15 protein-coding genes are annotated in these 14,670 nt (G+C 57.8%); 12 read left to right on the top strand and 3 right to left on the bottom strand.

What is annotated here, in order from left to right; genetic code table 11:
• The first annotated feature begins 1 nt into the window (after window position 1).
• From trbI to MIC97_RS20245, 4 genes are all read left to right on the top strand, one after another.
• Window positions 2-1,312 (top strand): IncP-type conjugal transfer protein TrbI, encoded by a 1,311-nt coding sequence (trbI, locus tag MIC97_RS20260; protein WP_239801775.1) that lies wholly within the window; start codon window positions 2-4, stop codon window positions 1,310-1,312.
• A 52-nt stretch (window positions 1,313-1,364) separates the two neighbouring features.
• Window positions 1,365-1,709: a DUF736 family protein gene (locus tag MIC97_RS20255; RefSeq protein WP_239801774.1), complete on the top strand. Its 345-nt coding sequence runs from the start codon at window positions 1,365-1,367 to the stop codon at window positions 1,707-1,709.
• Window positions 1,710-2,329: 620 nt separating this feature from the next.
• A complete protein-coding gene (locus tag MIC97_RS20250; protein ID WP_239801773.1) occupies window positions 2,330-3,094 on the top strand; it encodes an alanyl-tRNA editing protein in 765 nt (254 codons plus the stop codon).
• Between the two features lie 37 nt (window positions 3,095-3,131).
• A complete protein-coding gene (locus MIC97_RS20245; RefSeq protein ID WP_239801772.1) occupies window positions 3,132-3,431 on the top strand; it encodes a hypothetical protein in 300 nt (99 codons plus the stop codon).
• Between the two features lie 213 nt (window positions 3,432-3,644).
• Here MIC97_RS20245 and MIC97_RS20240 read toward each other — a convergent pair whose 3' ends face one another.
• Window positions 3,645-4,358, bottom strand: coding sequence for a GntR family transcriptional regulator (locus MIC97_RS20240; RefSeq protein WP_239801771.1), 714 nt, complete (start codon window positions 4,356-4,358; stop codon window positions 3,645-3,647).
• Window positions 4,359-4,618: 260 nt separating this feature from the next.
• On the opposite strand from MIC97_RS20240, the gene aepX reads away from it, so the two are divergent.
• From aepX to MIC97_RS20200, 8 genes are all read left to right on the top strand, one after another.
• The gene (aepX, locus tag MIC97_RS20235; RefSeq protein WP_239801770.1) at window positions 4,619-5,617 is read left to right on the top strand and encodes a phosphoenolpyruvate mutase; all 999 of its coding nucleotides are present in this window, start codon (window positions 4,619-4,621) and stop codon (window positions 5,615-5,617) included.
• A 53-nt stretch (window positions 5,618-5,670) separates the two neighbouring features.
• A complete protein-coding gene (locus tag MIC97_RS20230) occupies window positions 5,671-6,861 on the top strand; it encodes an aminotransferase class I/II-fold pyridoxal phosphate-dependent enzyme (RefSeq protein WP_239801769.1) in 1,191 nt (396 codons plus the stop codon).
• A gap of 34 nt (window positions 6,862-6,895) precedes the next feature.
• Complete coding sequence (locus MIC97_RS20225) at window positions 6,896-7,684, top strand: phosphocholine cytidylyltransferase family protein (RefSeq protein WP_239801768.1); 789 nt, start codon at window positions 6,896-6,898, stop codon at window positions 7,682-7,684.
• A gap of 26 nt (window positions 7,685-7,710) precedes the next feature.
• Window positions 7,711-8,316 (top strand): CDP-alcohol phosphatidyltransferase family protein, encoded by a 606-nt coding sequence (locus tag MIC97_RS20220; RefSeq protein ID WP_239801767.1) that lies wholly within the window; start codon window positions 7,711-7,713, stop codon window positions 8,314-8,316.
• On the top strand, window positions 8,313-9,905 hold the full coding sequence (locus tag MIC97_RS20215; RefSeq protein ID WP_239801766.1) for a hypothetical protein: 1,593 nt from the start codon (window positions 8,313-8,315) through the stop codon (window positions 9,903-9,905). The genes MIC97_RS20220 and MIC97_RS20215 overlap by 4 nt, the downstream gene beginning before the upstream one ends.
• Window positions 9,892-10,689: an SDR family oxidoreductase gene (locus tag MIC97_RS20210; RefSeq protein ID WP_239801765.1), complete on the top strand. Its 798-nt coding sequence runs from the start codon at window positions 9,892-9,894 to the stop codon at window positions 10,687-10,689. Before MIC97_RS20215 ends, MIC97_RS20210 begins: the two co-directional genes overlap by 14 nt.
• Before the next feature lie 118 nt (window positions 10,690-10,807).
• Window positions 10,808-11,950: a PLP-dependent aminotransferase family protein gene (locus MIC97_RS20205; protein WP_239801764.1), complete on the top strand. Its 1,143-nt coding sequence runs from the start codon at window positions 10,808-10,810 to the stop codon at window positions 11,948-11,950.
• 30 nt (window positions 11,951-11,980) lie between these two features.
• Window positions 11,981-12,799 carry an MFS transporter gene (locus tag MIC97_RS20200; protein ID WP_239801763.1) on the top strand — a complete coding sequence of 273 codons (819 nt, stop codon included), beginning with the start codon at window positions 11,981-11,983 and terminating at the stop codon, window positions 12,797-12,799.
• A 111-nt stretch (window positions 12,800-12,910) separates the two neighbouring features.
• On the opposite strand, the gene MIC97_RS20195 is transcribed toward MIC97_RS20200, so the two are convergent.
• Together MIC97_RS20195 and MIC97_RS20190 are read right to left on the bottom strand one after the other, a co-directional pair.
• Window positions 12,911-13,801, bottom strand: a complete 891-nt coding sequence (locus MIC97_RS20195) for a TauD/TfdA family dioxygenase (RefSeq protein ID WP_239801762.1) — start codon at window positions 13,799-13,801, stop codon at window positions 12,911-12,913.
• A 151-nt stretch (window positions 13,802-13,952) separates the two neighbouring features.
• Window positions 13,953-14,670 (bottom strand): PLP-dependent aminotransferase family protein (locus tag MIC97_RS20190; protein WP_239801761.1); only part of this gene is annotated, 718 nt, incomplete at its 5' end.

Here is a 14,670-nt window from a genome sequence, read left to right as displayed (position 1 = left end):
TGTGAGCGAAGCCCTCAAGCTCGGTGGAGAACGGCCGTCGGCAAAGAACTCCAACATCCGGCGATTGAACCGGCTGCCGATCTTCGGCGCGATTGGGCTCGTGGTGCTGTTCTTCGGGGTCATCATCTATGGGTTGGCCAACCGCGGACTGGTGTTTGGTGATCGACAAGGAGGTGATACCAATTCGGGCTCCCGGCCGGCATCGACCTATGCCGATCAGTTGAAGCAAGGTGTGTCGGACGGGATTATCGGTGAACCGGTGCGGGCAACGCCGCTGCAGCCGACACCGGTGGAAACGCGTATTACCGAAGACTCCGCCCCGTCATCGATGACGGAGCAACAGAGCGCGGTTCGCGACGAGGCCACAGGCCTTGAGCCGGAAGCGGTCTGGCGGGCGCGCATCGAGCGTGAGCAGCAAGAACAGATACTGCGTGAACTTCATCGCCAGCGCATGGCGAGTATCCAGGCCGATGAGGCCGCGTTCAACTCCCCGATCGCCGTCAGTCTGCAGGACCTGAACGCCCAGGGCCAGAACCCGCAAACCGCAGGGTTGCCGTCTTCTGGCAGTGCCGCCCGACCCGCGGGCGCGCTGGATCTTTATGCCGCAGCGATGCAGTCGGGCATGCTGGGACAAAACAACGATCCGAACGGGCAGGCGGCCAAGGAGAATTTCTTCAATCAGGACATCCGGGATCTCGGCTACCTGCCGAACCCGATCGTACCACAGCAATCGCCCTACGAGCTCAAGCGCGGGTCTGTCATCCCGGCAACACTCGTCACCGGCATCAATTCGGATCTTCCCGGCCGCATCACCGCGCAGGTTTCCCAAAATGTCTATGACAGCGCCACGGGTCGCCACGTTTTGATCCCGCAAGGGTCGAAGCTTCTCGGGCGCTATGACTCCAAGGTGGTGTTTGGTCAGAGCCGTGTGTTGGTGATCTGGACCGACCTCATTTTCCCCAACGGCTCGACGCTGCAGATTGGCGGCATGCCTGGCGTCGACGCCGCCGGCTATGGCGGATTCAGTGATCGGGTCGACAATCATTATCTGCGCACGTTCGGCTCGGCGATCCTGGTCGCGTTGATCGGCGCGGGAACCGAAATGCTGATCCCACAGGATCGCAACGCCTTCGGCCAATCCAACAGCGCCGAGGACGCGGCCCGCAGGAGTTTTGCGGAGACGTTTGGCCAGATGGCCGAACAGACCGTCTCGAGAAATCTCAATGTCCAGCCAACCCTGGAGATCCGGCCCGGCTACCGTTTCAACGTCCTCGTCGAACAGGACATCATTTTTCCGGGAGCGTCGCACTAGGCCGTGGTGCACATCCACCTTCCTGCACGGCTGTCAAAACAAGGAGACCGATATGAAGGACCTTACCAACTACGTCAGCATCGATGGCGACAAATTGTCTGGCAATGTGGCAACGCTTGCTTTCGACATCGATTTCAAGGGGGAGCCTGTCTCGAGCGACAATCCAGATGCACCGAAGTTCCGGCTCGTCGCCAAGAGCCCGCGGGGCCGCAGCATCGAAGTCGGTGCGCTGTGGCAGAACCTCAACCGGGAGGACAAGCCGTATTTCTCGATCTCGCTCGAAACCGGATATGGCCGGTACTATGCGAATCTGGGCCGGTATCCGGGCCAGGACGATGAAAGTCTCTATGCGGTCATTGCCAGACAGGGGCGAGGCCAAGGATCGGGAACTGATTAACCGGCACAGCAGTCGGAAAGGGCAGAGACATCAAAGACGTCCCGAGCGGGATCTTTGTTCGTAGCACAGTTGCGAAAGCAGGAGCTTCGACCCGCTCGGGACATTTTCTCGCGTCTTCGCAAGACATGAAAGACCTTTCGCTGCGCATCACCGAGAAGGACGTATTGGCAGGCTCAGAGGGTCTCGCATAGTCAGGTCGATCTGGTGACGCTGACGGAAGCCCGCAGCAAGGCCCAGAACCGGTGCATGATCTTGCTCGCCTCTCGAGCAGAACGGCAACGGGCACCGACTCATGAAACGGCGGATCAAGCCCCGATTGTCAATCTGTGAAAAACCACAGGTTGTCCTACCGCGGTTTCGTCAGCTACTCTGCCCCGACGGGGCTCAGTGCGGCGATCAGCCATGACTCAGGCGTCATCGATATGCCGATTCCCATCACGGCGATTTGAGGAACGTGCATCAATGGTGCTGGGAACCGGACTTGTTCGAAGGCAGATTGATGCCTTAGCGTTGTAGGTCTGACTGAATGCCGTCATACGAATCCGGATCGCTTCCTTGTCGTCGGAAAGCGTCCTGTGGACGCGGTGGAGCATTGTGGTCGGTTGTCGGGAGGGGACAGGATGGCCACGGAGTTGCGATTTCTCACGGATGCCTATCAAACAGAAATTCGTGGGACGATAAAATCGATCCTCGGCAATCTCATCGTCCTTGACCGAACCGTGTTTTATCCCGGGATCGGCGTGACGCCGGGCGACTGTGCCTCGCTAATCCGATCTGACGGCGTTTCATTTTCCATTGTCGGCGGTGTTTGGACGCAGTCCGATGCCCTCGAATTGGGCCACGTCCTTTCGGACGAAAGGCATGGTCTGGCTCACGGGGACAATGTGGTTGTCAGAATCGATTGGTCGCGCCGTCACACGATCATGCGAACCCATACGGCCTTGCACGCCGTTTCGGCAGCCTTTCCGTTCAGAATTGTCGGAGGACGCGTCGGGCCTGGCGAAGGCACCATCGATTTCCTGGTCGACAGCACGGCTATGAGTACTTCGTTGCTGCAGCACCAGGTGCAAAGATTGGTGGACAAGCACCTTCCGGTCGAGAGTAGCTGGGCGGCTGCCCAAGAAATCAAACTCGATGAGCGATCGCAGCCCTTTTCATGGCCGGGGCGGCCCGGCGTTCTTCGAATGGTTCAGATCGGCAATTTCGGCAGGCTGACGTGCGATGGTCTTCATGTACGAAACACAAGGGAGATCGGACCTGTCGTCATAAAAGGCATCGTCCCCGTCGGCGACAATATCTACAGAATACCCATATCGCTCAACGAGCGCCGCGCTTTTCCGTTTCTCGCACATGTAAATCGGCCCGCCCCGCAGGCCGAGCTCTAATTTGTCACGCGTGCATGGCCTCTGCGGGAGACAGTCTATGAGCGATGTCCTCGGCAAGATCATATCGGCGGTTCTGACAATGTGCGAGGGACTTGAGTGCGGCCGGCTTATCCTGATCAAAAAGCGCATTCACGAGATTCGCGAGCTGATCCAGAATGTCCCGGGCAGCCTCAGGCATCGTCAACTCGAGTTCGCGGAACTCTCGCGTGACCTCATTGAAGCGCCAAATCTCCTGGAGCATTTTCCGATTGCAGGAAAGGGCCGCGATCCGATCCACCAGATGCTCCTGGTAGATGGCAACCTCAAGGGCGAACTCATCCGCAGGGGGCAAGTCTGAATCCGGCCCCCAAGTTTGGAGAATGCGTGGTATCTTCAGCCCGGACAACGTGAACCCGGCTATATTCTCGCGGAGGCTATGTTCGAGAATGGCCCGCGCCATCCCGAACTCGTCCCGGAGACAGGTGGCCAGTGGTCTGGGCATCGGGTCAGTTTCGCTATTCATCGCGATAGAAGTTCCTTGTACTTTCGTTGTCGAGCTCGGTATTTCCAGTTACTCGGCGAACAAATTAACACTCTCCAGGGCAGCAAGGTTCCCTTCTCTTACGAGAGTGGGGATCAATTCATGTTTCCGATGGAACTGTTGCTTGAGGTTGTGGACGGCTGTCTGGGCGTCTCCGGCTTCAAGCAGCGTGACCAGTTCATTCATTGCTGCCGCTGTTTCCTGATGCCGTTCCTCGTTACGCATGTCGAGCTGCCTCACGTAATGCGTACGATCGTTGAACTCCATCATTTGCCGCACCAGGCGCTCGTTGCCGGTGAGGCCGGCGATGCGCTCGTAGAGCAATTCGATCGTTTGGCATATTGAGCGCAATCTGTCGGACACACCCCATTGTGAGGCCGCCTGCGCACCTCCAATTCTCAGGCCCGTCGCCTCGAAGTGCGCTGTCCGGTTCTCGATACAGTAGCGGGCGGTCATGAACGCAGCCTCATAGTCGTCCCGGACTTCCTGGGCCACCAGCGGACGGGTGACGTAGCTTCTGTTGGATTCCTTCGCGATAATTCTCTCATTGGCCAGCAGGATGAGCGCTTCCCGGACGGGGGTGATGCTGACCCCGAACCGCTTTGCGACGCTCGCCATTTCCAATCGTGTGCCTGGAGGAAGCTTCTGAAGAACGAACAACGACTTCAGCTGCCCGTATAGCTGACCGGCCTTACTGTTCTGCCCCGTGTCACTATCACGCGCATCAGGTCCTTCCTCAAGCATACAAAAGCCTCCTCGCATCTTCCACTGACCCCGCCTCCGCCATCGCGCGGACAGTGCTTAACACGAAGAAAACGCCACATCTGAATATATCGATAAATATACTCCGCCTTATATTCTGAAATACAGATTGATTAACCAGCAATAGCAATAACATCGACTTTACTCACGCTGTACACGGAATACATTTCGCGATATATTCCAGTTCCTCTTGATTATCTCAATGTTTTATTAGAACCTCTCTCTATGAAGGAGGTGTGACAATGCTGAATTCTTCAACAGGAGAGGTTCCGCCACAGGGAACGAAGGGCGCGCTTGCCGAGGAGGAACGGCATGCGCGAGCAGCATCGGGGATCGCTGCGTTTATTCCGAAGAGCGTCGGCCGCGTGGACGATCCAACCGACGCGTTGCGTCAGCTGATCACATCGCCGGACCTGTCATTCCTGATGGAAGCGCACGATGGTCTGTCGGCCGCGATTGCACGACAGGCGGGGTTTCCCGGGCTCTGGGCGTCTGGACTTTCGATTTCGGCGAGCCTTGGCTACCGGGACGCCAATGAGGCGAGCTGGACCGATGTCGTCGAGGTGGTCAGTCGCATGGCCGATGCCAGCGGATTGCCGATTCTTGTCGATGGCGACAGCGGCTTTGGCAATTTCAACAATGCCCGTCTGCTGGCGGCAAAGCTCCTCCAGCGGGGTGCGGCCGGCGTATGCCTGGAAGACAAGGGCTTCCCGAAGATGAATTCGTTCGTCGGCGATCGTCATCCCCTCGCGGACATTGACGAGTTTTCGGGACGCCTCAAGGCGGTGAAGGATACGACCGGAGACGATCTCATACTGGTTGCCAGGATCGAGGCGCTGATCGCGGGCTACGGCCTCGAGGAAGCACTCACGCGCGCCGAGGCCTATGCGGCAGCCGGCGCTGATGCGATCCTGATCCATTCGCGCAAGAGTGTTCCCGACGAGATCCTGGCCTTCGCCGACCAGTGGCAGAACAAGCTGCCGGTCGTGATCGTCCCGACGAAATATTACAAGACGCCAGTCGCAGCCTACCGCGACGCCGCCATCTCGACAGTTATCTGGGCGAACCATGCAATGCGCGCGGCCGTCGCCGGCATGCGCCAGATTTGCGGCCGGATCATCGCCGAGGAAAGCATCGCCGGTATCGAACCGGATGTTGCAACGCTCGACGAGGTTTTCCGCCTTCTCGGATATGACGAGTTGGCGGCCGCGGAAGAGCGATATCTGCCCAAACACGGCTGATCCCGAAAGGGCCGCCAGAACACGCTACCAGTCGGGTCGACAAGGAGGCGCACATGCTTGCGCACAGGACGAGTCTGTTCAAGTCATCGGGAACTGCTGCAGCCCGTGCCGCGGCAAAAGCAGCCGCGGATGCCGGTAAGGAAATCATCGACCTGACCGCCGGAGAAATCTGGGCTGACCTCGCCCCGACCATCCGCGACGGCGCCATCGAAGCAATCCAGCGTGGCGTCAATCGCTACACCGATACAGTCGGTCTGTCGGAACTCCGGGAAGCGATCGCAATGAAGGTTGCGTCCGAAACGGTGCAAAGCTGGAGCCTTGACGAGATCGCCGTGACCACCGGTGCCAAGCAGGCACTGTTCAATACCGCTCTGGTGTTATTCGATCCGGGCGACGAGGTGATCATTCCCGCACCCTATTGGACGACCTTTCCCGCGCAGGTGCTCGTGGCTGGCGGTGCCCCGATCCACGTCGACACACGGCAAAATGGCTATGTTCCCCGCATCGAGGATATCCGAGACGCGATTACTAGCCGCACGCGGGCAATCGTGGTCAACACACCAGGCAATCCCACAGGCGTTGTTTATGATGACGCCACGCTCATCGGAATTGCAGGCCTCGCGATCGAACATGACCTCTGGGTGATCTTCGACGAATGCTATGGCCCTTTCACCTATGACGGTCGCGGGCACCATCCAATCGTCTCGTTGGTGCCTGAAGTCAGATCGCGAACCATCATCATCAATGCATTCAGCAAGAGCCTGGCGCTCACTGGATGGCGTATCGGCTACCTCGCTGCACCCAGGGAGGTGATTTCCGCAGTCAAGGCGCTGCAGTCGCATTCGACATCGAATCCGAACGTCATTGCGCAATACGCCGTGCTTCATCACCTTCAGGCCGGTGACGGCTCCTACGAAGCCGGACTGAAATCGCGATTGATCGCGTCCCGACAGGCGGGACTCGAAATTCTCGGCGATCTCAAGCGCGTGCCATTTCCCACCGCGATGGGCGGCTTCTATTTCTATCTGGATCTGCATGAGGTTCTGGCGGCGGCAACCAATGGCGGTCCGCCGCGTACGGCCGATGACGTCGTCACGACCTTACTCGGTTCGGCTGGGGTGGCCGCCGTGTCAGGGAGCGCCTTCGGCGATCCGTTCGGAATGCGCCTCTCCTATGGAGCCGATCGGGACAAGCTCGAGCGCGGACTTCGCGAGCTCGTCGACACTTTGAACAAGGCTATTTGAGCGGGCGCTGGCGCCCTTTGCGTGGAGACTTGTGATGACAATGATGCCTACACGTGCAGTAATTCTTGCCGCCGGCTTCGGCTCCCGACTGCGTCCGTTCACGGACCTCCGCCCGAAGCCTCTGGTGGAGGTCAACGGAACGCCAATCCTTCATAACGCGCTCCGAAACCTGGACGCGATCGGCGTGACAGAGGTGACGATCGTTGTTGGCTATCGCAAGGACGCCATTGAATATGCCTGCGGCAGCCAGTTCGGCAATCTCCAAATCAACTATGTCGAATCCAACGTATTCGACCGCACGGGGAGCGCCTATTCGCTCTGGCTCGCCCGCGACACGCTGATTTCCGGGGACTGCTATCTTCTTGAAGGAGACGTCTTCTTCGAAGAGCAGGCGCTGCGGGAACTGGCGCGCTGCCCAGCGCCCAACGCGGCTGCCGTAGCACCGTTCGATGCCGCCATGGAGGGCTCCGCTGTCATCCTGTCGGACGAGGGCCTCATCTCGGAGGTCCGGCTCAAGCAGACCGCCGAGAGCCTTCTCGTTCCGGGTCCTGCCCTTTTTAAGACGATGAACCTGCTCCGGTTCTCAGCGACCGCTCTTCGCGGTGTCATCGTTCCCGTGCTGAACGACATGATCGGCTCAGGCGCGACCAAGGCCTACACAGAGGAGCTTCTCGGTCATCTGATCGATCGTCACGGACTGCAGCTAGCCGCAGTCCGTTGTGATGAGCTGCGCTGGTACGAGATCGACAGCGCCGATGATCTCCGGATCGCCGAGGGGATTTTTGCTGAAGAACGCGGGCTGCAGCTCCGGGTGGCTCACTAAAGGCACACGCAGGGAGGAGGAACGCGATGATCCGTCAATTGTTTGATCCGGCGAATGCGGTCACGGCAGCCGGCCTTGTGCTTTCCGTGATCGCGATCAGCCTTGCGCTTTCAGGTCGTGTCGAACTTGGTGTTGCGGTCGCGCTATGGGCTCTGCTGGCAGATCATCTCGATGGAGTCGTGGCGCAACGTTTGACGACCCGCGCGGAGAGGGCAGGGGAGGTCGGCAAGAACCTAGACTCTTTGGCTGACCTTGTGAGCGCTGGTGTTTTTCCGGGTATCGTTTTGCTCGTTGTGGGGGGCAGTGCAGCCCTGTTCGTTGCGGTCGCTGCACTCCTAGCCGCCGCGAGCGCTCTTCGCCTGAGCTATTTCAATGTGTTCGGCTCGCCAGGGGGGCGCTTCATCGGCGTACCGACAACCTATGCTGTTCCGCTAACCGCAATCCTTTTCCTGGTCCGTCCCCTTTTTCCAGATCAGACCTTTCCATTTGCCTTGGCTCTCGGGATTGGCGCGATCGCGGTTCTCCACGTCGCCCCATTCCGCGTCCCGAAGACTGCGGGTGTCATGTACATCGTGGTTACGCTGTTTTGCGTGGCCTTGTCCGTCATTCTAGCTTCCAGGGGGCTGTCATGAGCGCAGAACCGTCTCGCAGTTCAAATCGGGAACCCTCAGCGAGCCTGAGAGAGGTCGGCTGGATTTACCGTGAACTCGGCGTAGAGCCCTTTATTCAATGTGCCGGGGTCCGCACTATTTATGGCGCAAGCAACCCAAGCGAGGAAGTCATTGCCGCCATGAATGCGGCGGCTGAAGCCTTCGTCGACATGGATGAACTCGCCGATGCTGTCGGAGCAAGAATGGCTGCGCTCACGGGCGCGGAATGGGGCGTCGTCACCGCCGGGACGGCAGCGACCCTCGCCTTAGCAACGGCCGCCTGCATTGCTGGCAATAACCCGGAGCTGATGCTCCGTCTGCCGGATACCACGGGCTTGGCCAACAAGGTGATCGTACCAGCCGATCAGCGGTTCGCCTACGAGCAGTCCATCCGGATTGCTGGCGCGGAAATCGTGAGCGTGGCAACGATGGAAGAACTGTCGGCCGCGCTTGATGGCAGCGTCGCGATGATCTGCCTGGTTGGCCGGTTGGACGGAAAATCGCCGCTACCGCTCCGAGAGATCGCCCCGATCGCTGGCGCGGCCGGTGTCCCTATACTGGTCGACGCCGCCGGGCTGTCGCCGGCCAAGCCAGATCGGTGGACCGAAAGCGGCGCAGATCTTGTCGTCTATGCAGGCGGGAAATACCTCCGGGCCCCACAATCCACAGCGGTCGTTTTAGGCAGAAAGAACCTGTGCCAGGCGATCTGGTGGAATGGCGCTCCACACCAGGCCTTCGGCCGGTCCATGAAGGTCGGGAAGGAGGAGGTCGTTGGGGCGGTTGTCGCGCTCGACAGATGGATCAATGCCCAATCGGCAAAGGAAGAACGCGACCAGTGGCTGCCGCGTCTGCGCATCATAGAACGACATTTAGCGGAGATCTCTGACATAACAACCGAGGTCATGTCCTGGGCTGGATCGGTCACCGCAATCCGCTTGAAGATCGCCTGGGACCTTGCGACCACCCCATTCGATGCTGAGATGCTCCGTCTCGCTTTGCTCGCTCAACGCCCGAGAATCCTTCTCCACGATTTCTGGTCGACGCCGACATCCATCATCGTCGATCCGGTGAACCTCACGGACGATGAGGCGGAGATAGTCGGGCGAGCGCTCGCAGAAGCGTTCCGGCGCCCGGCCTCGATCGCGACGCAGGATACCCCACTGGAAGCGGCCGTAGACATTTCCGGGGCTTGGCACCTGGATATGAGGTTCCTCCATGGGGCGACCACCCAACAAATTGACATTCGCCAAACCGGAAACCTGCTCCAGGGGACTCATAGGACCAACGAGACGACTGGCATCATTTCGGGAGAAGTCCGCGGGCGCCGGGTCCGGTTCGAGGCCACCCATGAGCGGATACCGATCTGGCTGTTCTACAGCTTCGACGGTGAAGTCTCTGACGACGGATCGCTCATCGGCACCGTCCGTTTAGGTGGCACCGCCAAGGAGCATCTTGGGCCGGTTTTCAAAGGACAGTTTGGTTGCGCTGATTGGGATGCAAGTCGAATGCGGCAGGGGGCAGAAGCGGCAAGAACAACCCGCTGCTCGGGAGGTCAAGATGAACGAAGCTAACGGACAAATGCCTCTTGGCTTTACGTCGCTCGCGGGCAGCGTTGCCTTGGTTGTCGGCGGATATGGTGCGATCGGAACTACGATTTCCGAGACCCTGGCAAGGGCCGGCGCTGTGACTGTAATTGCGGGGCGTGATGAAAAGCTGGCAAGCGAGCTCTCGAACCAGATAGCGCGTGAGGGGAATAGGGCCGAGGGTCTTGGACTCGACGCTTCCAACGTGGCCAATGTACGCGATGGCGTCGCAAGGATCGCGAAGCATTTTGGCTCTGTCGACATTCTCGTCAACTGCGTTGGATACAACAAGGAGCAGCCGTTCCTCGAAGTGACAGAGGAGGCATTTGACGAAGTCTACTCGCGGACCCTACGGCCGGGGATGTTTTTGTCCCAAGCTGTCGGGGCAGAACAAGTTCGCACCGGTAAGGGAGGCAGCCAGATCCACCTTCTCTCGATTCGATCATTCTTAGGATTCCGAAATCGTGGATATAGCTCGTTTTGCGCCGCCAAAGGCGGTTTGGCGGCGCTGATTAAGCAGCAGGCGACCGAACTTGCGCCACACGGCATCACGGTAAATGGGGTGGTGCCGGGTCTCGTACTCACCCGAAAGAACGAAAAGTCATTCGAATCGCCTGAAGTTTGGGAACGTACGGTTGCAGATATACCGCTGGGACGGCTGGCCACTCCCTCAGACGTGGCCGGGGCGGTGCTTTTCTTTGCTTCTTCTTCTTCCCGCTTTGCGACCGGCCAGATCCTCCATGTCGATGGGGGCTTAACTGCATGCACATAACAATGCACAGGGACCAAGAAGAACGACGCGATTGCTGCAAATAGTATCGATTAACACTCGGAGAGGCTGCCGATTTGGCATTTCTTGCGGACATCTCTCCTCAGCGCGGAGAAGTGCAATGAACATTGATTCACGTTTCCAGCGGAAAAACCCACAGAACTTTCGAGAGGTGAGCCTCATTCGCAGCACCCCACCGACACCGCTGTGGATGGACCAAGAACTGGAAACGTCCTTACGACACATCGTTACCAATCCAAGCTACCAAAATATTCTTCGAAGTCACACCTTTCACGGTTCAAAGGCTGACAGGGAAGTTGCTGCAGACTGGTTGGCAGAACGACTCGGCAGCCGTCCGCATCCAGATCGGATCATTATCACCAACGGGACGCAGAACGCGATGTACATCGCACTACGGTCGATCTGCGGCACGAACGGCACGTTACTGACCGAGTCCATCAGTTACTATGGCTTACGACGCATTGCCTCGATGTTGAACATCGACGTCAAAGCTATTGAGATTGACGAAGACGGAGCTTCACCCCAAGAGTTCGTCGATCGTTGCGATCAATTCAAGGCAGGAGCGGTTTTTCTACAACCCACGCTCCATAATCCAACCTCAATAACGATGTCGACACCGCGAAGAAGAGAACTTGCGGAAATCGCGCGGCGGAAGCGAGTGGCTATTATCGAAGACGACGTGTATGGCGTGCTACCGTCAGACGCGCCGGCTCCAATTGCTGCTATTGCACCGGACATCACATGGTACGCTACCGGTCCCGCAAAGTGCATGGGGCCCGGCTTGCGGATCGGGTACCTCGTGGCTCCAACTCCCCAGGATGCAGCGCGAGCCATCAAGGTTTTCGAGACAATCTCAACCTGGCACGCCAGCCCCCTATCTTCTGCAATTATGGCCGATTGGATCAGGCGAAGAGTTCTCGCCCGCATCCTTGTGGCCGTGAGGGAAGAGATTGTGATTCGGCAGGCAATAGCGAAGCGTATTCTCGAACCTTGGATTGCCTCTACACATCACGAATCCGTCTACCAGTGGCTGCGTATGCCGCAGGGCGTATCTGCCGATCGGGTTCTGGAAGTATCGCAGAGCAGGGGAATTCTCCTGCGGCCCGGTGACATGTTTTTTGTCAACCCGAAAACGACCACTGATTGCTTTCGTGTCGTCATCGGAAGCCCAGAGAACCGAGATGACCTTGAGCATGCCTTGTTGGTGCTATCAGAGACAATCGCATCGCAGGCTTTGCCATGACCGGCTCATGGCGTGAAAAGGAGGCAAGAAATGTCCAGCTCACGTCCTTTTGGCACCGCGGAACACAGCGATCAATGGTCAGAGTTTGGTGTCTTGGCAGGCGAGTACAACTCTCGTCCCAAGTATCCAGACGAGATGATAGTTGATGTCGCGCAACTCCTGGAGGACTCGGGTTCGCGAGACCCGACGGTTGTGGAAATCGGGGCGGGAACCGGTATTTTTACACGCCTACTCGCCGCAGTGTTGCCGGCCCAGGCGCGCATTATTGCTATCGAACCGTCAGAAGAAATGCGCAATGTCGCGCTGCAAAGCTCACAGAGCTTCAGGTCCATATACGCAGTGAATGTCTCGCTTCCGACCCTTTTGCTGGAGGAGTACTCCATGGATAAGGTGGTCCCGCCATTCGTGCTCTCTGGCTTTGTGGGGGCAATGATGCTCGGCAGTGTGTTTACTGCTCGCCAAGCCACGAGGTGGCCGCGGCACCGAGCAATTGTTGGCGGGACGATCATGATATTAGTGATCTCCTCCCTCTTGTTGGCATGTTCCCTTCTATTGCACTCGCCCGAAGTCGCCATGGCGCTTTTGTTTGCATTCGCCTGCACAGTCGGTTTTGTGTCACCAATGGTATTGGCTTCGGCGATCGGGACGGCAGAAGGACACGTCGGCCTGGCCGCAGGATCATATGGAGCCGTGCAAATGGCAACAGGAAGCTTATTCGCAGTTTTGGCGGGACTTCTCGAATATCGCCTCGTTGGAATAGCTTCTCTGTTGTTTTTGTCGGCAGCAATCAGCCTATTGCTTCAGATGACGCGGCCAGGTGACACGCGGTCCGTACGGCCGGCCGTATGATTCAGCTCGCCGGAACGCTGGAGCGCTACCAGTGTTACAGCAAGGCCCCTACCTCCTCGCTTCTGCGCGGCGTCATGCCCACAATCGGCTGTTGTCAGGATCCTTTGCACATCACCCGTACATCGGTTCGGGACCTTGACCTTCGATAGCCAAGTGCAACACTGTTCGATCGTACTTTGGATCCCAGCCCTCGCGGTTGTGGAGAAGTGCGCAATTATCGAAGAGCACGAGATCATTTTCTTCGAGGGCGATCGAATGGAAATCGGTGCGGACGAGCACGTGGGCCCACAGGCGTTCTAAGAGCTCTCGGCTTTGAGCCTCACTCATCCCTTCGATAAGCGCATCGCGCCGGCGCGGCATGTAGAGAAGCGGGCGATTTGTGTTGGGATGCCGCCGAACGAGCGGATGGCGCGGCCCTTCCGACCTCTGCTCAAGCGGTGCGACCACTCCTTCGAAGAACGACTCGACGCTTTGCGAACGGTTGTGCAAGCTATGCACAGCCTTAAGTTTCCAGATGGTGCGTTTGAGCTCCAATGGCAGCGTCTCGTATAGCGAATAGGCGCTCAGGAAGGATGTCTTTGGTGGGGTCGGGGGAATCTTTTTTGCAAACAGGATCGTATACAAGTTCGGTTGGTTTCTCTGCGATCCGTCGGTGTGCCATACTTGAGCGTCCGCACCCTTGTCACCGATAGAGGTGCCACTTTTGGTGCGCGCACTCGACAGTACCTTCATCTCGGTACTTTTCGTTCCGATCGAAGTGGAGCCGACCTCGCGGTCGCCGAGTATGTCACCGACGATAGCAGCAAACTGAATTGCTTCCTCGGACGTGAACGTCGATTGAACGACCCTCACAAGAAGAAAACGATCCAGCAACGATCGTAGAGAGCGCCTGGCATCGTTTTCATTTCTCTGAAGAAGATCACGTGCATAGTGATCACTCAAATCGGCGCCGAATCCACTATTATCGATCATACTGAAGTCTTCCATAATCGGCATATTCATTCTCCTCTTCCTTTAGCTCAGAATTGATTGATCCTGCTTATTTAACCGGACGCAATCACCCGCTCCGCCGTTCGATAGTCCCGAATGGCAGTTCTTGGCGCCTGTGTATTCAACGCGTCTGATGTAAAGCGATAGCTTTTCGTCTCTGCTCTCAATGAGCGGACGCCTGCGCGCCCACACCTATGATTTCTGAGAGGCAGCCAAGCGCCAATGCCAGCTCATCCCGTGTTTCGGGACTGCCGAGAACAACTCGAATGCAATGAGGTGCCCTTTCTCCAACCACCGAGAACATGGAACCTGGACGCAGCGTAACGCCCTTTTGCAAAGCAGCGTCGATGAAGTTCGACTCTGTCAGGTGTCCAGGAAGATCAAGCCAGATATGTAGCCCGCTCTCATTAGTCCGAAACGACGCATTTGCGAGAAGTTCGGCAGCTAGGTTCTGTCGTGCCTGCGCCTCTTGACGAACCGCAGTGAGGATACGCTTCGCCACACCGTTTTCAATCCAGCGGTTGGAAAGCATGGCCGAAAGCGGTGCGACCTGCCATGTTGTCGTAACCTGGAACCTATTCGACAATCGCTGATGGGCGTCATCGTCTGGAGGGACAAGATATCCCGTCCTTAGACCAGGCGACACACATTTAGCGAGGCCGGTAGCGTACCAGGTGATATCGGGCGCTATAGATGCGAACGGCGGTGGAGCTTGCGGAGGAAGCAATCCATAAACGTCGTCCTCGATAATCGACACCCCGTACTTTCGCGCTATCGTTGCCAAATCCCTCCTGCGCTGCTCCGGCATTATACCAGTTGTGGGATTGTGAATGGTGGGCGTGAGGAACAGCGCTTTCACCTTCTCCTTACGACATGCATCC

It is taken from the genome of Aquamicrobium sp. NLF2-7 (assembly GCF_022359935.1).
Classification (GTDB): Bacteria; Pseudomonadota; Alphaproteobacteria; order Rhizobiales; family Rhizobiaceae; genus Mesorhizobium; species Mesorhizobium lusatiense.
This window is presented reverse-complemented; position numbering and strand designations above follow the sequence as displayed.

Coding starts and splice junctions, on each gene's coding strand:
- MIC97_RS20245 (WP_239801772.1), top strand. CDS start 3,132: ATGAGCGATGTCCTCGGCAAGATCATATCGGCGGTTCTGACAATGTGC.
- MIC97_RS20230 (WP_239801769.1), top strand. CDS start 5,671: ATGCTTGCGCACAGGACGAGTCTGTTCAAGTCATCGGGAACTGCTGCA.
- MIC97_RS20195 (WP_239801762.1), bottom strand. CDS start 13,801: ATGAATATGCCGATTATGGAAGACTTCAGTATGATCGATAATAGTGGA.
- MIC97_RS20250 (WP_239801773.1), top strand. CDS start 2,330: ATGGCCACGGAGTTGCGATTTCTCACGGATGCCTATCAAACAGAAATT.
- MIC97_RS20200 (WP_239801763.1), top strand. CDS start 11,981: ATGTCCAGCTCACGTCCTTTTGGCACCGCGGAACACAGCGATCAATGG.
- MIC97_RS20215 (WP_239801766.1), top strand. CDS start 8,313: ATGAGCGCAGAACCGTCTCGCAGTTCAAATCGGGAACCCTCAGCGAGC.
- MIC97_RS20205 (WP_239801764.1), top strand. CDS start 10,808: ATGAACATTGATTCACGTTTCCAGCGGAAAAACCCACAGAACTTTCGA.
- MIC97_RS20240 (WP_239801771.1), bottom strand. CDS start 4,358: ATGCTTGAGGAAGGACCTGATGCGCGTGATAGTGACACGGGGCAGAAC.
- MIC97_RS20210 (WP_239801765.1), top strand. CDS start 9,892: ATGAACGAAGCTAACGGACAAATGCCTCTTGGCTTTACGTCGCTCGCG.
- MIC97_RS20220 (WP_239801767.1), top strand. CDS start 7,711: ATGATCCGTCAATTGTTTGATCCGGCGAATGCGGTCACGGCAGCCGGC.
- aepX (WP_239801770.1), top strand. CDS start 4,619: ATGCTGAATTCTTCAACAGGAGAGGTTCCGCCACAGGGAACGAAGGGC.
- MIC97_RS20255 (WP_239801774.1), top strand. CDS start 1,365: ATGAAGGACCTTACCAACTACGTCAGCATCGATGGCGACAAATTGTCT.
- MIC97_RS20225 (WP_239801768.1), top strand. CDS start 6,896: ATGACAATGATGCCTACACGTGCAGTAATTCTTGCCGCCGGCTTCGGC.